The sequence below is a fragment of the Pseudomonas sp. S2_F03 genome (genome assembly GCF_054668335.1).
Map to the genome: position 1 here is coordinate 3,195,616 of NZ_CP162759.1, position 22,824 is coordinate 3,218,439.

Consider the following 22,824-nt stretch of genomic DNA (forward strand, 5'->3'; position numbering starts at 1 on the left):
GGCTACCACCTTGTAAACAGTCACAAGGCAGGATGCGAACATCAATAACCAGAGGATGGAAGCATGCACGGTACTTCTGCAAGTCCCCAACGACTGAATGCAGCGCAGCGATCAGCACATATTCGTGAAGTGGTGCTGACCAAGGGCGTCGAATTGCGCCAGCGCTACCCGATACTCAATCACCAGGACGCCCTCGGCGCAGGCATTCTGGCATTCGCCCTGGCCGGGATGATCGGGTCGGCGGCCCTCTACATGACCGGGCACATGGCCTGGTGGGCCTGCCTGTTGCTCAACGCTTTTTTCGCTTCGTTGACCCACGAGCTGGAACACGACCTGATTCACAGCATGTACTTTCGCAAACAGCGGGTGCCGCACAACCTGATGATGGGGCTCGTGTGGCTGGCGCGGCCGAGCACCATCAATCCATGGATCCGTCGTCATCTGCACCTCAATCACCACAAGGTGTCCGGCACTGAAACCGACATGGAAGAACGTGCCATCACCAACGGCGAGCCTTGGGGTGTTGCGCGACTGTTGATGATCGGCGACAACATCATGTCGTCGTTTATCCGCATGCTACGGGCCAAGACCTGGGCGCAAAAATTCAGCATCGTCCAGCGTACTCTCAAGGTCTACGCACCGCTGGCGCTGCTGCATTGGGGCGCGTGGTACGTGTTTCTCGGCTTCCATGCGGCCAACGGAATCGCGTCTTTGATGGGCGCGCCTATCGAGTGGTCAGCGACCACGTTGTCGGTGATGCAGGTGATCGACATCGCAGCCGTGGTGATCATCGGTCCGAACGTGTTGCGCACGTTCTGCCTGCACTTCATCAGCTCGAACATGCACTACTACGGTGACGTGGAACCGGGGAACGTCATTCAGCAAACTCAAGTGCTGAACGCTGCATGGCTGTGGCCCTTGCAGGCGTTCTGCTTCAACTTCGGCAGCAGCCACGGCATCCATCACTTTGTCGTGAAAGAACCGTTTTACATCCGCCAGATGACCGTGCCAGTGGCGCATAAGGTGATGCGCGAGATGGGCGTGCGGTTCAATGATTTCGGCACATTCGCCCGGGCCAACCGGTTTACACGCAAAGAAGCTGTACAGCCGCAGGAGGTGCGTGCCGCTCAGGTGTGATGGCTGTGATCGGAAATTCAAACACGCAACAAGCGATGGCATTGGCGTTCGTCATCAATCTGACCCAAACGAGCGATACGTTAAGACACCAGCAGGGAGGCTGGGTGTTCCACGAATCGCTGAGCGCATATTCTTTATGGGTCTAATAAAGTAATTAAATATTCCTTTGTTAGATAACCGTTTCGAACAATCATCGCTTCACAGGTTTTTGAGTTTCCGGGGCCGTCTCCTTGGCAGGGTGCGGCCCTTTTTTTTGCCCAGGAAAAATGCCGACCCATTCTTGGTAACCTGCATATTCTATAAACGCATTAATAAATAGCTTCTTATTCCTTAACGAATATAACTCTCCTCCCTATACTCGACCACGAACAGACACGCTGCAGGAGAGTTCCCCATGCGCAACGAATCAATTCGCTACCTGATTGTGCCGGGCTGGCAAGGATCGCCGGAAGATCATTGGCAAAGCCACTGGCAGAACAGCCTGCCGAACAGCGCGCGGGTGGAGCAGGCCGACTGGCTGACGCCGCGTCGTGAAGACTGGGTCGCGGCGCTGGCCGAGGCGATAGTCGCCGACAGCACGCCGGTGATCCTGATCGCTCATAGCCTGGGTTGCATCACCGTCGCCCACTGGGCAGCGGCTGCACCCGTGCAATTTCTACGTCAGGTGCGCGGGGCCTTGCTGGTCGCGCCGGCCGATGTCGAACGCCCGGCGTGCGCGCCGGCCTTGCGCAACTTCGCGCCGATTCCCACTGACCTGTTGCCGTTTCCAAGCCAGGTCGTCAGCTCCGACAACGACAACGCCGTCAGTGCGTCGCGAGCCCTTGAGCTGGCGCGCAACTGGGGTGCCGAGGCGGGGATTTTATCGGGTGCCGGACATATCAATGTGAAGTCGGGTCACCAGCGCTGGGAGCAGGGGTTTGCGTACCTCTATCGCCTGCAAAACCGAATGGAACACCACGCCTTGCGCCGCGCTTGAACCTTTTATTTCTTTAAACGCCTACCCGTCTCCCGGCGGTCTTGGGCGGGAGTCTGCCATGAGTATTGAAGCCTTCGGTCAGCCGCTGCTGACCTTCCCCGATGCAGAAAAAAGTCCCCTGAGCATCCGCGCCAAAGCGCTGGTGTTCGTTGATCCGCGTTCGCGGCAATTGCGCCAGGAACTGGAAGCGCTGGCCCCGCGTTCGATCTCGGTATTGATCCGCGGTGAAACCGGCACCGGCAAGGAATTGCTGGCGCGTCATATCCATCGCGCCAGTGATCGCGGCGGCTTGTTCGTGTCGGTCAATTGCGGGGCGATCAGCCCGACTTACGCCGATGCCGAATTGTTCGGCTATGCCGCCGGCAGCTTCAGCGGTTCGGCCAGCAGTCGCGCCGGGTGGTTCGGCTCGGCCAATGGCGGCACGCTCTATCTGGATGAAATCGGCGATTTGCCGCTGCCGATTCAGATCAAATTGTTGTCCGCGCTTGAGAACCACGAAGTCATCCGCGTCGGCGCACATCAACCGAGCCCGGTGGACGTGCGCCTGGTCGCCGCGACCAGCATAGATCTGGCCCAGGCCGTAGCCGCCGGGAAATTCCACGAGCGGCTTTATCACTACCTCAGCGAAGGTCATCTGGAGCTACCGGCATTGCGTGACCGCGTGGGCGATATTCTGCCGCTGGCCGAGTATTTCCTAGGCATCTACAGCCAGCGCCTCGATCTGCCGGTGCCGTTGATCAGTGAAACCGCGCAGCGTGTGCTGGAGCGGCACAGTTGGCCGGGAAATACCCGAGAGCTGGAAAACATCATTCACTTTGCATTGTTGGTGAGCACCGGCGACGAGATTTTGCCGGAGCATTTGAATTTGCCGGAAGCGCCAGAATCGCTGGCGCAGATCGAACAGCAAGCGGCTCAACTGATTGAAAACGGCAGCGCAGCCGAGCGTTCCGGGCTTAAGCGTTTGCTGGAAAGCCTGACGCAGACGCTGCACGGATCTGTATGAGCAAAATGGAATATGAAAGTGAATAAAAGATATTATTCGGGAATAAAAAAATCCCGGTATTGTCCGCGTCACGCCAGCGATAGCACTTCACTGGCACTTGTATTTAGCCGTCGTCGATGACGACCGTGATTTTCGATAAGGACACTGCATGAAAAAGGTTCTGTTGTTCACCGCTCTGGCGGCTGCCCTGACTGCGGGCCTGGCCCAGGCTGGCGAGAAACTGGTAGTTGCGGCTACCCCGGTTCCACACGCCGAGATTCTGGAGCTGATCAAGCCAACCCTCGCCAAAGAAGGCGTGGACCTGGAAATCAAAGTCTTCACCGACTACGTTCAGCCGAACGTACAGGTTGACCAGAAGCGTCTGGACGCCAACTACTTCCAGACACTGCCGTACCTGAAAAGCTTCAACGAAGGCAAAGGCACGAACCTTGTGACCGTGATCGGTGTTCACGTGGAACCGTTCGGCGGCTACTCGAAGAAAGTCAAAACCCTGGCTGAACTGAAAGACGGCGCAACCATTGCCATCCCGAACGAAGGCAGCAACAGCGGCCGTGCGCTGATCCTGCTGCAGAAGGCTGGCCTGATCGAGTTGAAAGACCCGAAAAACGCCTTGGCCACTCCGAAAGATATCGCCAAGAACCCGCACAACTTCAAGTTCAAGGAACTGGAATCGGCCATGCTCCCGCGTGTGCTGGATCAAGTCGACCTGGACATGATCAATACCAACTACGCGCTGGAAGCCGGTCTGAATCCGGCTAAAGATGCGCTGGTGATCGAAGGCTCGGATTCGCCTTACGTGAACTTCCTGGTGGCTCGTCCGGACAACAAGGACAGCGTTGCCATCCAGAAGCTGGCCAAGGCCTTGACCAGCCCTGAAGTGAAAGCCTTCATCGAGAAGAAGTACAGCGGCGCCGTTCTGCCAGCGTTCTGATTCGCGACGTAAACCCCTTCAAGGTTTCAAACGCCGACGGCTGATGCAGCGTCGGCGTGATCGTTCCCACGCTCCGCGTGGGAATGCCTCTAGGGACGCTCTGCGTCCAGTGACGCGGAGCGTCACGGGCTACATTCCCACGCAGAGCGTGGGAACGATCAACAACTGCCCACCTCTCGATCGTTCAGGCCACCCCGGCCTTCAACGCCCTGCGCAACGCTACCAACAACTTCACGATGTCCTGCGGATCCAGTCGCTGCGGCACTTTTACGTCAGCCATTTTCTCTTCCTTGTGATGGTTCGGCCGGGGGAGTCTGGCCAAAAGCTGTACGTCCTTGGAGGGGCAATGTGAAAAAAGATCCCTCCTACAGTGCAAAGGAAAATAGTCGTCTTCCGTTGCCACAGCAAATCCGCAGATAGTTTTTTGCGTGATATCAATATGCTTTATCGGTATTTAAATTATGGTTTTTATACCTTTAAAGTCGATATCCGCCGGGCAGTTATCCCCTGCCCATGGAGTGCATCACCGTCGCTTACCGAGCGGCGTACAGGACGTTCAATGACTTTCGATTACGCGTTTATCCTCAGCACCCTGCCGGCGTTTCTCAAGGCCGTGGGCGTGACGCTGCAGGTCGGCTTTATTGCCATCGGTACTTCGCTGTTGGTGGCGTTGGTCAACGCGACCATTCTGGTGTTCCGCACGCCTTACTTGCAGCGCCTCGTCGGCCTGTATGTCGAGCTTGCCCGCAACACGCCGCTGCTGATCCAACTGTTCTTCGTCTACTTTGCCTTGCCGGCGCTGGGCATCAAGGTGTCGGGCTTTGCCGCGGCGATCATCACCATGACCTTCCTTGGCGGTGCGTACCTCACCGAAGTGCTGCGCGCCGGCGTGGATGCCGTGCCCCAGGCGCAACTCGAATCCGGCCGATCCATCGGCCTGTCCCAAGGGCAACTGCTGCGCTATGTGATCCTGCCGCAAGCCGGAATCCTCAGCCTGCCGTCGCTGTTCGCCAATTTCATTTTCCTGCTCAAGGAAACCACCGTGGTCTCGGCGGTGGCCGTGCCAGAGATTCTCTACACCACCAAAAGCTACATCGCGCTGTATTACAAAACCTACGAAATGCTCACCGTGCTGACGCTGATTTGCGTGTTGCTGTTTCTGCCGCTGTCGCTGTTGCTCAGCCGTCTGGAAAGGAGGCTCCAGCATGGCCAGTTCGGGTCTTGAGTTGCTCTGGGTGTCGTTGCCGCAACTGGGCAAGGGCGCGGCGCAAACCTTGTCGATTTCCTTCCTGAGCATCGCCATCAGCACCGTCGGCGGCGTGCTCTATGGCGTGTTGCGTACGCTGAATTCGACATGGCTGAACGCGATCCTGCGGGTGTACCTGGAATTGTTCCGGGCGATCCCGGTGCTGGTCTGGCTGTATTTGCTGTTCTTTGGCTTGCCGATTTTCTTCGGCTTGAGCATTCCGAGCTTCTGGTGCGCGGTGCTGGTGTTGTCGTTGTGGGGCGCCAGTGAAGTCGGCGAAGTGGTGCGCGGCGCGTTGCATTCATTGCCACGCGGGCAGCGTGAAGCCGGGTTGTCGATTGGCTTGAACGGCGTGCAACTCTACGGCTACGTGCTGCTGCCGCAAGCGTTGAAACGCATGACACCGCCGACCATCAACGTCTACACGCGCATCATCAAAACCAGCTCCCTGGCGGTGCTGATCGGTGTGGTGGATGTGATCAAGGTCGGCCAGCAGATCATCGAACGCACTTACGAATCGGTGCTGATCTACGGCGCACTTTTCCTGTTTTTCTTTTTCATCTGCTACCCGCTCTCGGCCGCCTCGCGCGTGCTGGAGCGGCGCTGGACGCAAGCATGAACGCACTGATCGAGTTCAAGGGTTTCAACAAGTTCTTCGGCGCACAGCAGGTGCTCAATGGCATCGACTTGCAGGTGAAACCGGGCGAAGTCATCGTCATCCTGGGCCCCAGCGGTTGTGGCAAAAGCACCCTGCTGCGCTGTCTCAACGGACTGGAGGTCGCGCACAGTGGCAGCCTGCAACTGGCCGGCCGCGAACTGCTGGGCAAGGGCACCGACTGGCGCGAAGTACGCCAACAGATCGGCATGGTGTTCCAGAGCTATCACTTGTTCCCGCACATGAGCGTGCTCGACAACCTGTTGCTCGGCCCGCTGAAAGTGCAGAAGCGCGACCGCCGTGAAGCCCGTGACCAAGCCGAAGCCTTGCTGGCGCGCGTGGGCCTGGCGGACAAGCGCGACGCATTCCCGCGTCAGCTCTCCGGTGGCCAGCAGCAACGCATCGCCATCCTCCGTTCGCTGTGCATGAACCCTCAGGTCATGCTCTTCGACGAAGTCACCGCCGCCCTAGACCCGGAAATGGTCAAGGAGGTTCTGGACGTCATTCAAGGCCTGGCCCGCGAAGGCATGACGCTGTTGATCGTCACCCACGAAATGGCCTTCGCCCGCGCTGTGGCGGACCGCATCGTGTTCATGGATGCCGGGCGAATCCTTGAGCAAAACCCTCCCGAGATTTTCTTTACGAACCCGCAAACCGCACGAGCGCAGCAGTTCCTGGAGAAGTTCTCCTACGTCGCCGCACTACCCAAAACGACTCAAACAAAGGAACTGGAACTGCTATGAAAACTGCCAAGACTTCACGCTTGCTACTGTCATTGCTCGGCCTCGCTTTACTGGCCGGTTGCAACAAATCCGAGGAGCCCGCTAAACCGGTCGCCACCAGTGGCAGTTACCTGGAAAAAATCAAAGCCCGGGACAAACTGATCGTTGGCGTCTTCACCGATAAGCCGCCGTTCGGTTTCGTCAATGAGGCCGGGCGCTACGTGGGTTTCGATACGGACATCGGTCGTCAATTCGCCAAGGATTTGTTGGGCGATGAAAACAAAGTCGAGTTCGTCGCGGTGGAGCCGGCCAGCCGGATTCCGTTTCTGCAAAGTGACAAGGTCGATCTGATCCTGGCCAACATGACCGTCACCCCGGAGCGCAAGGAAGCAGTGGAATTCACCAACCCGAACCTGAAAGTCGCGGTACAGGCTTTGGTGCCACAAGCCAGCACGGTGAAAAACCTCGATGACCTGGCGACGCGCACCACCATCGTCACCACCGGTACGACGGCGGACATCTGGCTGACCAAGAATCACCCGGACTGGAAACTGCTGAAGTTCGAGAAGAACTCCGAATCCCTGCAAGCCCTGGCCAATGGTCGCGGTGATGCCTATGCGCAGGACAATCTGGTGCTGTTCAGCTGGGCCAAGCAAAACCCTGGCTACCGCGTATTGACCCAGACACTGGGCGCTGAGGCACCGATCGCGCCAGCGGTGAAGAAGGGCAATATCGAGCTGCGAGACTGGGTGAATACCGAGTTGGCGAAACTGGGTGAGGAGAAGTATTTGCTCAAGCTGTACGACCAGTACGTGCGCAAGGAACTGAGCGATGACACCAAGCCTGAGAGTGTGATTGTCGAGGGCGGGAAGTGGCAGGGCTGATGATCGTTTCTACGCAGGAGCACTGATCGTTCCCACGCAGAGCATGGGAACGATCAAGCGGGAGCGAGCTCCCACGCCGCAGGGCGGGGGGCAGCCTCAATCCGGCCAGTTCCACGCCGGCTCATCGAGCATTCGCTGGCCGACAATGCCGGTCTGGCCGAGGTTTTTCTCCAGCACGATGCAATTGCATTCCGGGTCTTCCTGCAACGCTGAAATCAACCGCCGCGCATGAGACACCACCCACACCTGGCACTGCTCCGAGGCCCGGATAATCAAACGTGCCAAGGCCGGCAACAGATCCGGATGCAGACTGGTTTCTGGCTCGTTCAGCACCATCAACGTGGGTGGGCGTGGCGTCAGCAGCGCGGCGACGAGCAGCAAATAACGCAGCGTCCCGTCCGACAATTCGGCGGCCGATAACGGCCGCAACAACCCTTCCTGATAAAACTCGATGGAAAACCGTCCGCCTTGCAACGGCGCGATGTGCAGTCTCGCACCGGGAAAGGCGTCGCTGATCGCGGTTCGCAACGCCTCGGGGTCGCCGATTTCAATGATGGTCTGCAAGGCGGCCGCCAGGTCGCGCCCGTCGTGGTGCAACACGGGCGTGCGGGTGCCGAGTTGCGGCTGGCGCACGGGCGCGTCGGCGTCACTGCGAAAGTGATCGTAGAAGCGCCAGCGACGGATGAACTCGCGTAACTCCAGGACCTCCGGCGAAGCACGCAAGCTGCCGACCTGATCGAACAGGCTGTCGAAATTCGGCGTGTGTTGGGCCAGCACGTCCCAGCTGCGATTGGCTCTGGCGCGGATCATCGGGCCGTTGCGATCCACCAGCAGGCTGGCCGGACGATAGATTGGCCCGGCCCAGACGCATTCACGCTTGATTTGCGGGTCCAGGCTGAATCGCGACGGAATAGGCAGAGGGTGTTCGGGCAGCATGAAGTGGCCGTTGGAATCGGGCAGCCCGAGGCTGATCGAATAGCTGAAATCCTCACCGGCAAACCCCAGCCGCAGTCGTTTGACGCCGTGTCTCACCGTTGCCTCGACCGGGACTTCACCATTGCGCATGCGTCGGGTGATGTTTTCCGGCCCGGCCCAGAAGGTCGAGTCCAGCCCACCCTCACGGGCCAGCGCATTGACCACGCCACCCTGAGCGGTTTCCGCCAGCAGGCGCAGTGCGCGGTATAGATTGGATTTACCGCTGCCATTCGGACCGGTAATCAGGTTCAAGCGGCCCAGTGGGATGACCAATTTATTGATCGAGCGGTAATTGGCCACCGCGAGGGTGTTGAGCATGTGCCGGTTCCTTGGGCGGGTTCAATAGGCGGGCATTGTCGGGTGCGCGCAGGCGTCTATGGCAAGTGTTTTAGGGTCAATCATGACAACTTTTTCTTCATAAGTCGGGCGTGCAAGGTCACGACATTGTTCTAAGCTCTCTGTCGTGTTGTTCATAAAAAAGGCCAAGGAGTTTGCATGGCGGTTCCCGGATTGAAAGTCATCATGGCCTTGAGTGTCACAATGCTGCTGACGGCATGCGACGAGAAAAAACCGATTCAGGAATACCTGCCAAGGGTATTCGTACAAGTGGTCAAACCGTCGGATTACGCGGCCTCGGTGACGCTGACGGGTGACATTCAGGCCCGTGTCCAGACTGAGCTGTCCTTCCGCGTCGGCGGCAAAATCATCCAGCGTACGGTGGATGTCGGTGATCGGGTGACCGCCAAGCAAGTGCTGGCGCGCCTCGATCCCAAGGACTTGCAGACCAATGTCGATTCGGCCCAGGCCCAAGTGGCCGCCCAACAGGCGCTGGTCAAGCAGAATGCGGCGGCGTTCGTGCGCCAGCAAAAACTCCTGCCCAAGGGCTACACCAGCCAGAGCGAATATGACTCGGCGCAGGCAGCGTTGCGCAGCAGTCAGAGCGCATTGAGCGCGGCCCAGGCGCAGCTGGCCAATGCCCGCGATCAACTGAGCTACACCGCACTGATCGCCGAAGCGCCCGGCATCATCACCGCACGTCAGGCTGAAGTCGGCCAGGTGGTGCAGGCGACAATGCCGGTTTTCAGCCTGGCTCGCGATGGCGATCGGGATGCGGTGTTCAATGTCTATGAATCGCTACTGGCCGAGAAGCCGACGGATCAAACCATTGTCCTCAGTCTGCTCGATAACCCCGAGATCAAAACCACCGGCACCGTGCGCGAAGTGACCCCGGCGGTGTCCGCCCAGTCCGGCACCGTGCAGGTCAAGGTTGGCCTCGACAGCCTGCCCGCCGGGATGCAATTGGGTTCGGTGGTGAGCGCCACGGCCAGAGGTTCGGGCAAGTCTGCGATTGAGTTGCCATGGTCGGCCCTGACCAAAAACATCAGTGAGCCTGCTGTCTGGTTGGTCGACGACAAAGGCCAGGCCCAATTGCACTCGGTCACCGTTTTACGCTACCTGACCGGCAGGGTCATTATCAGCAAAGGCCTCAACGAGGGCGATAAAGTCATCATCGCCGGAGGGCAGTTGTTGCACCCGGGCATGGAAGTCGAGATTGCCGAAAATACCTACAAGGATCTGAGTTGGGGAGCCAAGCCATGAAGCCTTTTTGGGCACTGCCCCTTGGATTGTCCCTTGGGCTGGTGCTGAGCGCCTGTTCCAAAAACGAACCGCCACCGCAGCCGGTACGTCCCGTGCTGTCCGTCAAGGTCAAGGCCTTGAACGAAGAAGATCTGGGCCGGTTTGCCGGCAGTATCCAGGCGCGTTACGAAAGCAATACCGGTTTTCGGGTGGGCGGGCGCATCGCCAGTCGTAACGTCGATGTCGGGGCCGAGGTCGAGAAGGGCACATTGCTCGCGACCCTTGATCCTTCTGATCAGCAAAACCAGTTGCGTTCGGCTCAGGGCGACCTGGCGAAAATCTTCGCGCAATTGATCAATGCCAAAGCCAGTGCGTCGCGCCAGCAGGCCCTGTTTGATCGCGGAGTGGGTGCGCAAGCGCAGCTGGACGCCGCCCTGACCGATCTGAAAACCACCCAGGCCTCCCTCGATCAAGCTCAGGCGACGGTCAGCCAGAGCCAGGATCAACTCGGCTACACCGAGTTGCGCTCCGACCATAAAGCCGTGGTCACCGCATGGAACGCCGAGGCCGGCCAGGTAGTCTCCGCCGGCCAGCAAGTGGTGACCCTGGCGCAACCTGACATCAAGGAAGCGGTGATTGATCTGCCCGATACATTGGTCGATCAACTGCCCGAGGATGTGGTGTTTCAGGTCGCCGCCCAACTCGACCCGAACACCAACACCACCGCGATCATCCGCGAAATCGAACCCCAGGCGCAGAGTGCCACGCGCACCCGTCGTGCTCGCCTGACCCTCGCTGAAACGCCGGAAGGCTTTCGTTTGGGCACCGCGATCAGCGTCACCCTGAGTTCGGCGATCAAGCCGCGCATCGAACTGCCTCTCACCTCGTTGCAGGAGGTCGACGGCAAACCCCGCATCTGGGTGATTGATACACAGAAAAAGACCGTGGCACCCAGGGACGTCAAGGTCATCAGCCGTACCGACAGCACCGTGGTGCTGGCCGGCGGCGTCAAGAACGGCGAGCGCGTCATCACGGCCGGCGTAAACAGCCTCAAACCGGGGCAACCAGTGAAATTCGACGAGGACAGTCAATGAAAGGGCCTTTCAATCTCTCGGAATGGGCCCTCAAGCATCAGTCGTTCGTCTGGTATCTGATGTTCGTCGCGTTGCTGATGGGTGTGTTCTCGTACTTCAACCTGGGGCGCGAAGAAGACCCTTCGTTCACCATCAAAACCATGGTGATCCAGAGCAAATGGCCGGGCGCGACCCAGGAGGAAACGCTCAAGCAGATCACTGACCGGATCGAGAAAAAACTCGAAGAGCTCGACTCCCTCGACTACGTGAAAAGCTACACACGGCCGGGCGAGTCCACGGTGTACGTGTACTTGCGCGACACTACCAATTCCAAGGACATCCCGGAGATCTGGTACCAGGTACGCAAGAAGATCAACGACATCAAGTACCAGTTCCCGCAAGGCATACAGGGGCCGTCGTTCAACGACGAGTTCGGTGACGTCTTCGGGTCGATCTACGCCTTCACCGCTGACGGCCTGACCTTGCGTCAGTTGCGCGACTACGTGGAACAGGCGCGCATGGAAATTCGCGGCGTGCCGGGGCTGGGCAAGATCGAAATGGTCGGCCAGCAGGACGAAGTGCTGTACCTGAATTTCTCCACACGCAAACTCGCAGCGCTGGGCATCGATCAGCGTCAGGTGGTGCAGAGCCTGCAAACCCAGAACGCCGTGACCCCGGCAGGTGTCATAGAGGCCGGGCCGGAGCGGATTTCGGTGCGCACTTCAGGGAAGTTCGCTTCGGAGAAAGACCTGGCCGAGGTCAACCTCAAGCTCAACGACCGCTACTATCGTCTGGCCGACATTGCCGAAATCAGTCGCGGCTATGTCGACCCGGCCTCGCCGGAATTTCGCTTCAACGGCAAACAGGCCATCGGCCTGGCGATTGCCATGCAGACGGGTGGCAACGTCCAGGCGTTCGGCAAGGCCTTGCACGAGCGTATCGAACAACTGACCGCCGACCTGCCGGTGGGTGTTGGCATCTACAACGTCTCGGATCAGGCCGTGGTGGTGGAAGAGGCCGTCGGCGGCTTTACCCGTGCGCTGTTCGAAGCGGTGATCATCGTGCTGGTGGTTAGCTTCATCAGCCTCGGTGTGCGTGCCGGGCTGGTGGTGGCGTGCTCGATCCCGTTGGTGCTGGCGTTGGTCTTCGTGTTCATGGAGTACAGCGGCATTACCATGCAGCGGATCTCCCTTGGCGCACTGATCATTTCCCTCGGCCTGATGGTGGACGACGCGATGATCACCGTGGAGATGATGGTCACGCGCCTTGAGTTGGGCGACACCAAGGAGCAAGCCGCCACGTTCGCCTACACCTCCACGGCGTTCCCGATGTTGACCGGTACGCTGGTAACGGTGGCGGGGTTCGTGCCGATCGGCTTGAACGCCAGTTCCGCGGGTGAGTACACCTACACGCTGTTTGCGGTGATTGCCTGCGCAATGCTGGTGTCGTGGGTGGTGGCGGTACTGTTTGCACCGGTGCTCGGCGTGCACATTCTCAGTGCCAACGTGAAACCCCATGAAGGCGAACCCGGGCGCATCGGCAAGGCGTTCAATGGCGGGCTGCTGTGGTGCATGCGCAATCGCTGGTGGGCCATCGGCATCACTGTGCTGTGTTTTGTGCTGGCGTTGTTTTGCATGCGTTTTGTGCAGAACCAGTTCTTCCCGTCTTCGGATCGCCCGGAAATCCTGGTCGACCTGAACCTGCCGCAAAACGCCTCGATCGACGAAACCCGCCGGGCCGTCGATCGTCTCGAAGCCACGCTCAAGGACGATCCGGACATCGTGCGCTGGAGCACCTACGTCGGTCAGGGCGCCATCCGTTTCTACCTGCCACTGGACCAGCAACTGCAAAACCCGTTCTACGCGCAGTTGGTGATCGTCAGCAAAGGCAAGACCCGTGAGGCCATGATGCAGAAGCTTCGCGAGCGCTTGCGCAACGACTTCGTCGGCATCGGCAGTTATGTCCAGGCACTGGAAATGGGCCCGCCGGTAGGGCGCCCGATCCAGTACCGCGTCAGCGGCAAAGACATCGATCAGGTGCGCCGACATGCCATCGACCTGGCCACAGAGCTGGACAAGAATCCGCACGTTGGCGAAATCATCTACGACTGGAACGAACCGGGCAAAGTGCTGCGCATCGACATCGCCCAGGACAAGGCGCGGCAGTTAGGGCTGTCTTCCGAAGACGTGGCCAACTTGATGAACGGCATCGTCAGCGGCCAGGCGGTGACCCAGGTCGACGACGACATCTATCTGATCAACGTGGTCGGTCGTGCCGTGGACTCCGAGCGCGGTACGCCGGAAACCCTGCAAAACCTGCAGATCCTCACGCCGAGCGGCACCTCGATTCCGTTGCTGGCATTCGCCACGGTGCGCTACGAACTGGAGCAGCCGCTGGTGTGGCGTCGCGATCGCCTGCCGACCATCACTATCAAGGCGGCAATACGCGATGAGATCCAGCCGACGGACCTGGTGAAAATCCTCAAGCCGTCCATCGACGCTTTCGCCGCCAAGCTGCCGGCAGGCTACAAGGTCGCTACCGGCGGTACGGTGGAGGAGAGCGGCAAGGCCCAAGGGCCGATTGCCAAGGTTGTGCCGTTGATGCTGTTCTTGATGGCGACCTTCCTGATGATCCAGTTGCACAGCGTGCAGAAGCTGTTCCTGGTGGCCAGCGTCGCGCCGTTGGGCCTGATCGGCGTGGTCATTGCGTTGGTGCCGACGGGGACGCCGATGGGCTTTGTGGCGATCCTCGGGATTCTGGCGCTGATCGGCATCATCATTCGTAACTCGGTGATTCTGGTGACCCAGATCGATGAGTACGAGAAGAAGGGCTATGCGCCGTGGGACGCGGTGGTCGAGGCTACCGAGCATCGACGTCGGCCGATTCTGCTGACGGCGGCGGCGGCGAGCCTGGGGATGATTCCGATTGCCCGGGAAGTGTTCTGGGGGCCGATGGCCTACGCGATGATCGGCGGGATTGTCATCGCAACCTTGCTGACGCTGCTGTTTTTGCCGGCGCTTTATGTGGCCTGGTACAAAATTCGCGAGCCGAAGAAAGAGGTGGCTTAAAGGCGAGCGCTTCGCGCTCTAATCGCGGGCAAGTCGAATCGTCGCACCGCCGCCCCCACAGTGACCGCGTACCCTGTGGGAGCGGGCTTGCCCGCGAAGGCGTCCGAACTGACTACACAGGCTTACGCCAAACACTCGCCAACCAAGGCTGCCGCTCCCGCGGCAGCCCCGCTGGCCGGTAGTAATGCTCCATCTCCACAAACCCCGCCTCGGTCAGTAACTGCTGCCAAGCCGCAAGGTCGTGATACGACCCATAACGCGGCCCGTTCCAGCCCTCCTGATTCTCCCCGCGAGGATTGGAACTGAACAACACCCCACCCGGTTTCAACGCCCCGCGCAGTTGCTTCAACACCCGTGGTAATTCCTGGCGCGGGATGTGAAACAACACCGCATTGGCAAAAATTCCGTCGAAGCGTTCGGCCGGTAAATCAAGCTTCAGGAAGTCCTGCTGCCAGACCTCACAACCGCTGTCCTCGCGTGCCATCTGCGCCAGTTTTTCTGAGCCGTCGAGGCCGACGGCGCTATGGCCCATGCGTGTGAAGGTTTGCAGGTCACGGCCCGGGCCGCAGCCAAAATCAAGAATGTCGAACGGCGCCTCGCCTTGAATATGCCGCAACAGGGCATCGATGTTCTGGCTGACATCGTGATCGCGAGTGCCCTCGCGAAAGTCCTCGGCCACCGAGTTGTAATGGCCGAGGGTGGTGGCGGTGATCTGCTGGAGGTCGTCGGGGGTCTGTTTCATGAGGGGGCTGCGCAGGCAATTAGGGTTTGCCGAATATACGCCATCAAGACTGGGGCTGCTTCGCAGCCCATCGCGAGCAAGCCCGCTCCCACAGGGGATTTGTGAGCGACATAAATCACTGTGGGAGCGGGCTTGCCCGCGATGGCGGTATGTCTGGCAACCAATAACTCAGCCCCTGCTTCATCCCCAGGCAATCAATCGAGCGATCCACCATGGCTTTGGCAATCTCCAGCAAATGCCAGACCGAAAACACCATGGCGCGGTCCGCCCCTTTGAGGTGATCGCCACATTGATACGCCGTCACCGAAGCACAGCGCAGCAGATCGGCAACATAGAGCTGGGTGTCTTCGAAACTCACGTCTTTGCTGACGTTGTAGAAGCGCAGCTCATCGGGCGGTGAGGGTTGGTCGCCAGTGAGGTAGAAATCAATGGCACGGTAGAGCGCTGATCGATCCCTGGGCGGGGCTTCAGTGGCGGTTTCGTGGGTAGAGGTTTCGGGAGGTGGATCGGGTACGGATTTCTTCATTGGTAAAACTCCTAGAGCTAATTGGAGCCAACCGTAATCGCGACTAAACGAGCAGGGGTGGCGGCTGCACGCAGGTTAGTCGACCGGCCTCCAGGCATACCGGCGCACCCGAAGGTGCCCTGCGCACAGCCACCATAGCTTTCAGGAAATGAGAACACCTGAAATGAGGTGGCGCTGTGCGCCTAGAGAGATCCGGGCGACTAAACCCGATCACTGATGAGCAGTGACGGACCGAGACTAGCCACCGAATCTGGCAGGCGCAAGCGAGCGGAATGATCTAGGAAATGTCCTGCAAAGGAAAGGGAACGGACCTTCGGAAGCTCTGATTTTCCTGTACGAAAACTTCCCCGATCAGCCAAGCCGCAATGCAACGTGTAGCAGCTGGCGAAGCCTGCGTTCGGCTGCGCAGCAGTCGTGAAATCAGTGTTCGCGGTGTTTCAGGAAGACTCTGCAAGCAGGGTTTACGACTGCTTCGCAGCCGAACGCAGGCTTCGCCAGCTGCTACAGAGTGTGTCGCGGCTTAACGCTTGTTGAGCCCCCGCGCCAACCGATCCCCGCCCAACTGAATCACCGCCACCAACACCACCAGCAACACAATCACCGTCAGCATGATCTGGCTATCAAAGCGCTGATAACCATAGCGATAGGCAATGTCGCCCAAACCGCCGGCACCAATCGCCCCGGCCATGGCCGACGAGTTGATCATCGTCACCAGCGTAATCGTGAAACCGCCGACAATCCCCGGCAGCGCCTCGGGCAGCAGTACATGCCAGACAATGTGCCAACGCCGGCAGCCCATTGCTTGCGCCGCTTCGATCAAGCCGAAATCGACCTCACGCAAACTGACTTCGGCGATGCGCGCAAAGAATGGCGTCGCGGCAATGGTCAGTGGAACCACCGCCGCCCAGACGCCATACGTCGTGCCGACAATGAGCCGGGTAAACGGAATCAGCGCTACCATCAAAATCAAAAACGGAATCGAGCGGAACAGGTTCACGAATGCGCCCAACGCGCGGTTCAGCGTCGGCGCTTCGTAGATGCCACCCTTGGAACTGGTGACCAGAAACACCGCCAGCGGAATGCCCACCAGCAGCGCGATCAATGACGACACGCCGACCATCAGGAAGGTGTCGATGAAACCTTGCAGCAAGCGATCAAACCACATAACCCAGCACCTCCACCTGTTGCGCCCATTGGCTGGCGCGCTGGCGCAGGTCTTCGGCATCGAACGGCGAACCGCTCACCGCCAACAACAACTGCCCCAGCGCATGGCCCTGAATCCGTTCCACGCCACCCTGCAGCAACTTCACCCGGCCACCGAGGGCGGCGAATAATGCCGCCAGATCCGGCTCATCGCTGGCGCTGCCGGTGAACTGAAAACGCAGCACCACAGCGGCATCCGGGCTCTGCGATTGCGCTCGCAAGCGACTGTGCAATTCCTCCGGCAAGGCGTGTTGCAGCGGCGCCAGCAGCGTTTTGCTGACCTCGTGCTGCGGATTGCCGAACACTTCCCACACCGGTCCCTGCTCGACGATCTTCCCGTGTTCGAGCACCACGACGCGGTCGCAAATATCGCGGATCACCGCCATTTCGTGAGTGATCAAAACGATGGTCAAACCCAGGCGCTGATTGATCTCGCGCAACAGGCCGAGGATCGATTGGGTGGTCTCCGGGTCCAGCGCCGAAGTGGCTTCGTCGCACAGCAAAATCGCCGGGTCATGCACCAGCGCACGGGCGATGCCGACGCGCTGTTTCTGCCCGCCGGACAGCTGCGCCGGGTAGGCCTGGTGCTTGCCTTGCAGGCCCACCAGTTCCAGCAGTTCACGAACCTTCTGCTCGCGTTTGTCCTTGGGCACACCGGCGACTTTCAGCGGCAACTCGACGTTCTGCCACACCGTTTTGGCTGACATCAGGTTGAAGTGCTGGAAGATCATGCCAATGCGCCGACGCAGCGCCACCAGACGGTCTTCATCGAACTCGCCGATGTCCACCTGATCGATCAATACGCGACCGCTGCTCGGTTGTTCCAGACGGTTGATGGTGCGGATCAACGACGATTTGCCGGCGCCGCTGCGGCCGATGATGCCAAACACTTCGCCGCGCTGTATCGCCAGGTCGATGCCGTGCAGTGCCGCCACCGGGCCTTGTTGGCCGTCGTAGGTTTTGCCCAGGCCAATGAAACGCACGTGGGCGCGGTTCAGGTCCGGGTGCAGTTCGGTTTGTATAGCGTTATGGGGCTCTGGAATCTCCAGTCGCCGTTGGGTGGCTGCCGTCATCCTCAGCTTTCCCAGCCAGCTTGGTAGAGCTTGCCGTGAGCCTTGTCCAGTGCGGCACGAACGGCCGGTGAATGCTGATAAATGTCGACGAATTTGATCAGGCGCGGGTCGGTTTTACTCTTGGGCTGGATCACGAACTGGATCACGTATTCCTTGTGGTCGAGGCCGTCGAACAGCAGCGCAGAGCCGGCATCGAACGTCTTCGCCAGACGGATGTAGGCCGGGTAGCCCTGGACCAGATCCGCATCGTCGTAGGCGCGCACCAGTTGCACGGCTTCGACTTGCAGGATTTTGATGTTCTTCGGATTGGCGATGATGTCGTCTTCGGTGGCCTTGTAGCCCACGCCCGGTTTGAGCGTGATCAGCCCTGCCTTGGCCAGCAGTTGCAGACCGCGACCGCTGTTGATCGGGTCGTTGGCGATGGCGACGCTGGCGCCTTGCGGGAGCTCGTCGAAACTTTTGTATTTCTTCGAGTAGAGGCCGACGTTGTTGATGATCCCCGGTGCAAACGGCACCAGGTCAAAACCCGAGGCGGCCTTGGCGTTTTCCAGGAACGGGACGTGCTGGAAATAGTTCACGTCGATGTCGCCAGCCGCCAGGCTGACGTTGGGGGCGATCCAGTCGCTGAACTCGACGAGCTCGACTTTCAGGCCTTGTTTGGAGGCTTCCTCGACAGCGGCTTCCAGAGGGATGGCGAAGGCGGCGGTGGTGCCGATTTTCAGCGGCGCGTCGGCGGCGAATACCGCCGAACTGAAGAGGCCTAGGGCCAGGGCCAGTGCTTTGACTGGGTGAGTGAGGTAGGTCTTGGTCATGTTGTAGTTTCCAGTCAGTGCATAAATTTGGGGTGTTTGGTCGGGCCTCTTCGCGGGCAAGCCCGCTCCCACAGTGATCTCGGGTGTTCACGCAATCCCTGTGGGAGCGGGCTTGCCCGCGATGCTTTTAGCGGCGAAACGCCGAGCCAGTGTGTTGCTCAGGCAAAAGCGCCTCTGCGTGAAACAGTTTTTCGCGCAAGCTGCCCGCGTCATAAGCGGTCTTGTACGACCCGCGGCGTTGCAGCTCCGGGATCACCCACTCAATGAAATCCACATAGCTTTCCGGCGTGACAATCCGTGTCAGGTTGAAGCCGTCCAGGCCGGTTTCGGCGATCCACGATTCCAGTTCATCCGCCACTTGTTCAGGTGAACCCACCAGCGTGATGTAGCGGCCACCGAGCGCGTGTTGCTCCAGCAATTTGCGCCGGGTCCAATCGTTGTTTTGCAGGTTTTTGGTCGCTGACTGAATCGCGTTGCTCTTCACGTACTGGATCGGTTCGTCGATGGCGTACTCGGAAAAATCGATGCCGGTAGACGCCGAGAAATGCGCCACGCCAGCCTCGGCACTGGCGTAGCTCAGGTACTCGGCGTGCTTGGCCCAGGCGAGTTCCTCGGTGGCGCCGACAATCACGTTCAGCCCCATGAACACCTTGATGTCCTCGGGTTTGCGCCCGGCCTCGACGGCGCTGGCGCGCACCTTGTCCACCTGGATTTTGGTCGACGGTTTGTTCTGGCCACTGATGAACACGCACTCGGCATGCCGACCGGCGAACAGCAAACCGCGATCCGAACTGCCGGCCTGAAACAGTACCGGTGTACGTTGTGGCGACGGCTCGCACAGGTGATAACCCTCGACCTGATAGAACTCGCCCTTGTGCTCGACCTTGTGCACTTTGTCCGGTTGGGCATAGATCCGCTGCTCGCGGTCGTTGAGCACCGCGCCGTTTTCCCAACTGCCTTCCCAGAGTTTGTAGAGCACCTCCAGGTATTCATCGGCCTGGTCATAACGACGGTCGTGTTCCACCTGTTCGCTCAGGCCCATGGCCTTGGCGGCGCTGTCGAGGTAGCCAGTGACGATGTTCCAGCCGACCCGGCCGCGGCTCAGGTGATCGAGCGTCGACAGGCGCCGGGCGAACAGGTACGGCGGTTCGTAAGTGAGGTTGGCGGTCAGGCCGAAGCCGAGGTTTCTGGTTACCGCCGCCATGGCCGACACCAGCAGCAGCGGGTCGTTGACCGGCAGTTGGATCGACTCCTTGAGCGGCACCTCCACCGAGTTCTGGTAGACGTCGTACACGCCGACGATGTCGGCGATGAACAATCCGTCGAACAGCCCGCGCTCCAGCAGTTGCGCCAGTTCCGTCCAGTATTCGATGGTCTTGTACTGCGTGGAATTGTCCCGTGGGTGCGTCCACAGGCCATGGTTGATGTGCCCGATGCAGTTCATGTTGAACGCGTTGAGCAGGATTTTCTTTTTCGCGCTGGCCATCAAATGGTCCCCCGCAGTGGCGGGTTTTCATCGTTGAGGTAGTAGTTGCCCACCGCGTGGTACTTCCAGCGCACCGGGTCGTGCAAGGTGTGCACGCGCGCGTTGCGCCAGTGCCGATCCAGGCCATGTTCGATCAGGGTGGCCTGGCTGCCGGCCAGTTCGAACAACGTGCTGCCGGCGGCGAGGGAGATTTCAGTGCTGAGGGCCCGGGCTTCGGCAACGGCAATCGATGCGGCGGCGACGGTCTCGGCATTGGGTTCGGCTTGAGCGATATCGAGGAATTCACCGGAGCGTTCCAGCAGGGCTTCGGTGGCGTGCAGCCGAATGCTCAGGTGCCCGAAACTCTTGATGGTCAGCGGGTCGTCAGTGGCTTTTTCGTGGGTGGCGTCGATCCATGGCCGGGTTTTGGTGCGCACAAAATGCAGCGCATCTTCATACGCCGCGCGGGCAATACCGGTGTCGATGGCCGCGTGAAGAATCTGTGCCAACGGGCCGACGGTGGTCGGGCGCTCGAACGCGCTTTGAAACGGGATCACGTCTTCGGCCGCCACATGCACGTCTTCGAACACCACCGAGCCGCTGCCGGTGGTGCGTTGGCCAAAGCCGCTCCAGTCGTCGATGACCGTCAGGCCTTGGCTATCGCGTGGGACGAACGCCAGTTGCTGCACGCCGTTTTCATCCACCACCGAAGTGGGGATGCGTTGCGCGTAAATGGCGCCGGTCGCGTAGAACTTGCGACCGCTGATGCGATAACCGTCGCCGTCACGCTTGAGGCTGGTGATGCGCTCGTGCGCGGTTTTTGTGCCGAGCTCGGCGAGCGCATTGCCGAAGCGCTGGCCGGCCAATACCTCGGCGTACAAGCGTTTTTTCTGCGCATGGCTGCCGTTCACGCGCAGCACTTCGAGGGCATAAAAATGATTCTGCGGGATTTGCCCGAGCGAGCCGTCAGCCTGGGCAATCAAGGCGATCACCTTGGCCAGCGTCACGTTGGAAACCCCGGCGCCGCCGTACTCCTTTGGCACGCTGATGCCCCACAGGCCCGAGCGGGAAAACACTTCCAGTTCCGGGTGCGGCAGTCGGCGTTCGCGGTCGCGCAGGGCACTGTCGCGTTTGAAGTCTTCGGCCAGATCGCTGGCGACGACCAGGGCTTGCTCGTCGCTGGTGATGACCGCGACGTGGTGAGAATAAGTCATGTGTTTCTCCAGAGATCTGGTCAAAAAAGGGTGCTGGTCGTCAGATCCAGGAATGCCGCGCCGGCAAGGTGCCGTTGAGGTGATAGGTGCCGACGGCGTGATATTTCCAGCGCACCGGGTCGTGCAGCGTGTGCACGCGGGCGTTGCGCCAGTGGCGGTCGAGGTTGAATTCGGCGAGGGTGGCGCGGCTGCCGGCCAGTTCGAAAAGCTTTTCGCTGGCCAGCAGCGAGATCTCGGTGGTCAGCACTTTGGCTTCGGCCACGGCAATCGAAGCGCGGGCGGCAGACTCGGGGGTGAGGGGGCGGCGTTGACCTGGTCAAGCACTTGCCCGGCCTTGCGCAGTAACGCTTCGGCGGCGTGCAGCTCGATTTTCAACTTGCCGATGTCCGCGATCACATACAGGTCATCGCTGGCCCGTTCGACCTTGGCGTCGATCCACGGACGGGCGCGGGTTTTCACGAAATCGATGGCATCATCGATGGCGCCCCGGGCAATCCCGGCGTCGATGGCGGCTTGAATCAGTTGCGACACGGCGCCCTGAATGTTCGGCTTATCGTTGATCTTCCAGTTATCCACCACCAGCTCGGCATCGACCCGCACGTTGTTGAGCAAAATAGTGCCGCTGGCAGTGGTGCGCTGACCGAAGCCCGACCAGTCATCAACGATGCGCAGCCCCGGGGTGCCACGACGGACAAAGGCCAGCACTTGCTTGCCGTCATCGTTCAGCGCCTTGACTGCGACCCAGTGGGCGAACAGCGCGCCCGTGGAGTAAAACTTCTGGCCATTGAGGACAAAGCCGTCGCCGTCGGCGGTAATGCGCGCCTTGAGCTCCAGGGTGTTTTTAGTGCCGCGTTCAGGCCCTGCATTGCCGATGCGCCAGCCGTCGAGCACGCTTTTGAACAGCTGCTTTTTCTGCGCTTCAGTGGCGCTGCCGAGCACCAGGTTGAGAATGCCGAACTGGTTTTGCGGGATCTGCCCCAGTGCCGGGTCTGCTGCGGAAATGATCGCGAAGACTTCGGCCAGGGTGACGAACGAAACCTGTGGGCCACCGTACTCACGCGGGATGGCAATGCTGCCCAATCCGCTGCGGGTGAACTGTTCGATTTCCGACCAGGGCAACTTGCGCTGCCGGTCACGTTTGGCCGCGTGCAGACGGGCGACTTGCGCCAGCTCATGGGCGGCTTCGATGGCTTGAGCATCGTTGCGCAGGACCTGTGCGGGCAACAACAACGGGGCGATGTCCAGATCACTCTGAACGTGGGCTTCTGCCAGACTGGACATCAGTGCCGCTCCTTGGCTGCACGCAATGCCCTGGCGATCTGCACTGGGGTGATTGTGTTCCGGACCATACCTACCTCACATCTCATGGGATCGCCGCGTGGTGGCGACGAATAAAAACAAGAATGTCCGGTGGTCCGGTTCATATACCCTAAGCGTGTATAAAAAATTAATAAACTAACTTTTAGGAATATACATAGAAGGGGTGGCATACACCCATTTGATGAGTGTGCAGCATACCCCTGTAGCAGCTGGCTTCGCCA

At 59.7% G+C, this 22,824-nt stretch carries 19 protein-coding genes and 1 pseudogene; 11 read left to right on the forward strand and 9 right to left on the reverse strand.

Going from position 1 to position 22,824, the window contains the following annotated elements; translation table 11 throughout:
* Nucleotides 1-63: 63 nt before the first annotated feature.
* From AB4N76_RS15015 to AB4N76_RS15050, 8 genes are all read left to right on the forward strand, one after another.
* Complete coding sequence (locus AB4N76_RS15015) at nucleotides 64-1,137, forward strand: fatty acid desaturase (protein WP_077432232.1); 1,074 nt, start codon at nucleotides 64-66, stop codon at nucleotides 1,135-1,137.
* A gap of 394 nt (nucleotides 1,138-1,531) precedes the next feature.
* On the forward strand, nucleotides 1,532-2,113 hold the full coding sequence (locus AB4N76_RS15020; RefSeq protein WP_046031347.1) for an alpha/beta hydrolase: 582 nt from the start codon (nucleotides 1,532-1,534) through the stop codon (nucleotides 2,111-2,113).
* A 58-nt stretch (nucleotides 2,114-2,171) separates the two neighbouring features.
* Nucleotides 2,172-3,116, forward strand: a complete 945-nt coding sequence (locus tag AB4N76_RS15025; RefSeq protein WP_077432233.1) for a sigma 54-interacting transcriptional regulator — start codon at nucleotides 2,172-2,174, stop codon at nucleotides 3,114-3,116.
* Between the two features lie 148 nt (nucleotides 3,117-3,264).
* Nucleotides 3,265-4,047 (forward strand): MetQ/NlpA family ABC transporter substrate-binding protein, encoded by a 783-nt coding sequence (locus AB4N76_RS15030; RefSeq protein WP_077432234.1) that lies wholly within the window; start codon nucleotides 3,265-3,267, stop codon nucleotides 4,045-4,047.
* Nucleotides 4,048-4,606: 559 nt separating this feature from the next.
* Nucleotides 4,607-5,272: an amino acid ABC transporter permease gene (locus tag AB4N76_RS15035; RefSeq protein ID WP_046031344.1), complete on the forward strand. Its 666-nt coding sequence runs from the start codon at nucleotides 4,607-4,609 to the stop codon at nucleotides 5,270-5,272.
* Nucleotides 5,253-5,912 carry an amino acid ABC transporter permease gene (locus AB4N76_RS15040; protein ID WP_046031343.1) on the forward strand — a complete coding sequence of 220 codons (660 nt, stop codon included), beginning with the start codon at nucleotides 5,253-5,255 and terminating at the stop codon, nucleotides 5,910-5,912. The genes AB4N76_RS15035 and AB4N76_RS15040 overlap by 20 nt, the downstream gene beginning before the upstream one ends.
* A complete protein-coding gene (locus AB4N76_RS15045) occupies nucleotides 5,909-6,691 on the forward strand; it encodes an amino acid ABC transporter ATP-binding protein (protein ID WP_077432235.1) in 783 nt (260 codons plus the stop codon). Before AB4N76_RS15040 ends, AB4N76_RS15045 begins: the two co-directional genes overlap by 4 nt.
* A complete protein-coding gene (locus AB4N76_RS15050; protein ID WP_046031341.1) occupies nucleotides 6,688-7,554 on the forward strand; it encodes a transporter substrate-binding domain-containing protein in 867 nt (288 codons plus the stop codon). Before AB4N76_RS15045 ends, AB4N76_RS15050 begins: the two co-directional genes overlap by 4 nt.
* A 96-nt stretch (nucleotides 7,555-7,650) precedes the next feature.
* Here AB4N76_RS15050 and AB4N76_RS15055 read toward each other — a convergent pair whose 3' ends face one another.
* Entirely contained in the window at nucleotides 7,651-8,847 is a 1,197-nt protein-coding gene (locus tag AB4N76_RS15055; RefSeq protein WP_460163201.1) for an AAA family ATPase, read from the reverse strand.
* Between the two features lie 177 nt (nucleotides 8,848-9,024).
* Here AB4N76_RS15055 and AB4N76_RS15060 point away from each other — a divergent pair, with 177 nt between their 5' ends.
* From AB4N76_RS15060 to AB4N76_RS15070, 3 genes are read left to right on the forward strand one after another with little or no spacing between them, the layout of a single operon-like run.
* A complete protein-coding gene (locus AB4N76_RS15060) occupies nucleotides 9,025-10,128 on the forward strand; it encodes an efflux RND transporter periplasmic adaptor subunit (protein ID WP_077432237.1) in 1,104 nt (367 codons plus the stop codon).
* Nucleotides 10,125-11,201: an efflux RND transporter periplasmic adaptor subunit gene (locus AB4N76_RS15065; protein WP_109785284.1), complete on the forward strand. Its 1,077-nt coding sequence runs from the start codon at nucleotides 10,125-10,127 to the stop codon at nucleotides 11,199-11,201. Before AB4N76_RS15060 ends, AB4N76_RS15065 begins: the two co-directional genes overlap by 4 nt.
* The gene (locus AB4N76_RS15070; RefSeq protein WP_460163202.1) at nucleotides 11,198-14,248 is read left to right on the forward strand and encodes an efflux RND transporter permease subunit; all 3,051 of its coding nucleotides are present in this window, start codon (nucleotides 11,198-11,200) and stop codon (nucleotides 14,246-14,248) included. The genes AB4N76_RS15065 and AB4N76_RS15070 overlap by 4 nt, the downstream gene beginning before the upstream one ends.
* Before the next feature lie 112 nt (nucleotides 14,249-14,360).
* On the opposite strand, the gene AB4N76_RS15075 is transcribed toward AB4N76_RS15070, so the two are convergent.
* The 8 genes and pseudogenes from AB4N76_RS15075 to AB4N76_RS15110 all read right to left on the reverse strand — a co-directional run bounded on the left by AB4N76_RS15075 (nucleotide 14,361) and on the right by AB4N76_RS15110 (nucleotide 22,564).
* A complete protein-coding gene (locus tag AB4N76_RS15075) occupies nucleotides 14,361-14,990 on the reverse strand; it encodes a class I SAM-dependent methyltransferase (protein ID WP_077432240.1) in 630 nt (209 codons plus the stop codon).
* Nucleotides 14,991-15,105: 115 nt separating this feature from the next.
* Nucleotides 15,106-15,516: a DUF6124 family protein gene (locus AB4N76_RS15080; protein WP_460163203.1), complete on the reverse strand. Its 411-nt coding sequence runs from the start codon at nucleotides 15,514-15,516 to the stop codon at nucleotides 15,106-15,108.
* Between the two features lie 520 nt (nucleotides 15,517-16,036).
* Nucleotides 16,037-16,681: a methionine ABC transporter permease gene (locus AB4N76_RS15085; RefSeq protein WP_046031334.1), complete on the reverse strand. Its 645-nt coding sequence runs from the start codon at nucleotides 16,679-16,681 to the stop codon at nucleotides 16,037-16,039.
* Nucleotides 16,671-17,792 (reverse strand): methionine ABC transporter ATP-binding protein, encoded by a 1,122-nt coding sequence (locus tag AB4N76_RS15090; protein ID WP_460163204.1) that lies wholly within the window; start codon nucleotides 17,790-17,792, stop codon nucleotides 16,671-16,673. The genes AB4N76_RS15085 and AB4N76_RS15090 overlap by 11 nt, the downstream gene beginning before the upstream one ends.
* Before the next feature lie 2 nt (nucleotides 17,793-17,794).
* Nucleotides 17,795-18,604, reverse strand: a complete 810-nt coding sequence (locus tag AB4N76_RS15095; RefSeq protein ID WP_460163205.1) for a MetQ/NlpA family ABC transporter substrate-binding protein — start codon at nucleotides 18,602-18,604, stop codon at nucleotides 17,795-17,797.
* A 127-nt stretch (nucleotides 18,605-18,731) separates the two neighbouring features.
* Nucleotides 18,732-20,090, reverse strand: a complete 1,359-nt coding sequence (locus AB4N76_RS15100) for an LLM class flavin-dependent oxidoreductase (protein WP_077432243.1) — start codon at nucleotides 20,088-20,090, stop codon at nucleotides 18,732-18,734.
* Entirely contained in the window at nucleotides 20,090-21,283 is a 1,194-nt protein-coding gene (locus tag AB4N76_RS15105) for an SfnB family sulfur acquisition oxidoreductase (protein ID WP_046031330.1), read from the reverse strand. Before AB4N76_RS15105 ends, AB4N76_RS15100 begins: the two co-directional genes overlap by 1 nt.
* 40 nt (nucleotides 21,284-21,323) lie before the next feature.
* Nucleotides 21,324-22,564: pseudogene (locus AB4N76_RS15110) on the reverse strand (SfnB family sulfur acquisition oxidoreductase).
* Between the last annotated feature and the right edge of the window lie 260 nt (nucleotides 22,565-22,824).

What these genes read in the sequence shown, in the direction of transcription:
- AB4N76_RS15065 (WP_109785284.1), top strand. Translation starts at nt 10,125, where the DNA reads ATGAAGCCTTTTTGGGCACTGCCCCTTGGATTGTCCCTTGGGCTGGTG.
- AB4N76_RS15095 (WP_460163205.1), bottom strand. Translation starts at nt 18,604, where the DNA reads ATGACCAAGACCTACCTCACTCACCCAGTCAAAGCACTGGCCCTGGCC.
- AB4N76_RS15025 (WP_077432233.1), top strand. Translation starts at nt 2,172, where the DNA reads ATGAGTATTGAAGCCTTCGGTCAGCCGCTGCTGACCTTCCCCGATGCA.
- AB4N76_RS15055 (WP_460163201.1), bottom strand. Translation starts at nt 8,847, where the DNA reads ATGCTCAACACCCTCGCGGTGGCCAATTACCGCTCGATCAATAAATTG.
- AB4N76_RS15045 (WP_077432235.1), top strand. Translation starts at nt 5,909, where the DNA reads ATGAACGCACTGATCGAGTTCAAGGGTTTCAACAAGTTCTTCGGCGCA.
- AB4N76_RS15105 (WP_046031330.1), bottom strand. Translation starts at nt 21,283, where the DNA reads ATGACTTATTCTCACCACGTCGCGGTCATCACCAGCGACGAGCAAGCC.
- AB4N76_RS15075 (WP_077432240.1), bottom strand. Translation starts at nt 14,990, where the DNA reads ATGAAACAGACCCCCGACGACCTCCAGCAGATCACCGCCACCACCCTC.
- AB4N76_RS15050 (WP_046031341.1), top strand. Translation starts at nt 6,688, where the DNA reads ATGAAAACTGCCAAGACTTCACGCTTGCTACTGTCATTGCTCGGCCTC.
- AB4N76_RS15085 (WP_046031334.1), bottom strand. Translation starts at nt 16,681, where the DNA reads ATGTGGTTTGATCGCTTGCTGCAAGGTTTCATCGACACCTTCCTGATG.
- AB4N76_RS15015 (WP_077432232.1), top strand. Translation starts at nt 64, where the DNA reads ATGCACGGTACTTCTGCAAGTCCCCAACGACTGAATGCAGCGCAGCGA.
- AB4N76_RS15020 (WP_046031347.1), top strand. Translation starts at nt 1,532, where the DNA reads ATGCGCAACGAATCAATTCGCTACCTGATTGTGCCGGGCTGGCAAGGA.
- AB4N76_RS15100 (WP_077432243.1), bottom strand. Translation starts at nt 20,090, where the DNA reads ATGGCCAGCGCGAAAAAGAAAATCCTGCTCAACGCGTTCAACATGAAC.
- AB4N76_RS15080 (WP_460163203.1), bottom strand. Translation starts at nt 15,516, where the DNA reads ATGAAGAAATCCGTACCCGATCCACCTCCCGAAACCTCTACCCACGAA.
- AB4N76_RS15060 (WP_077432237.1), top strand. Translation starts at nt 9,025, where the DNA reads ATGGCGGTTCCCGGATTGAAAGTCATCATGGCCTTGAGTGTCACAATG.
- AB4N76_RS15090 (WP_460163204.1), bottom strand. Translation starts at nt 17,792, where the DNA reads ATGACGGCAGCCACCCAACGGCGACTGGAGATTCCAGAGCCCCATAAC.
- AB4N76_RS15035 (WP_046031344.1), top strand. Translation starts at nt 4,607, where the DNA reads ATGACTTTCGATTACGCGTTTATCCTCAGCACCCTGCCGGCGTTTCTC.
- AB4N76_RS15070 (WP_460163202.1), top strand. Translation starts at nt 11,198, where the DNA reads ATGAAAGGGCCTTTCAATCTCTCGGAATGGGCCCTCAAGCATCAGTCG.
- AB4N76_RS15030 (WP_077432234.1), top strand. Translation starts at nt 3,265, where the DNA reads ATGAAAAAGGTTCTGTTGTTCACCGCTCTGGCGGCTGCCCTGACTGCG.
- AB4N76_RS15040 (WP_046031343.1), top strand. Translation starts at nt 5,253, where the DNA reads ATGGCCAGTTCGGGTCTTGAGTTGCTCTGGGTGTCGTTGCCGCAACTG.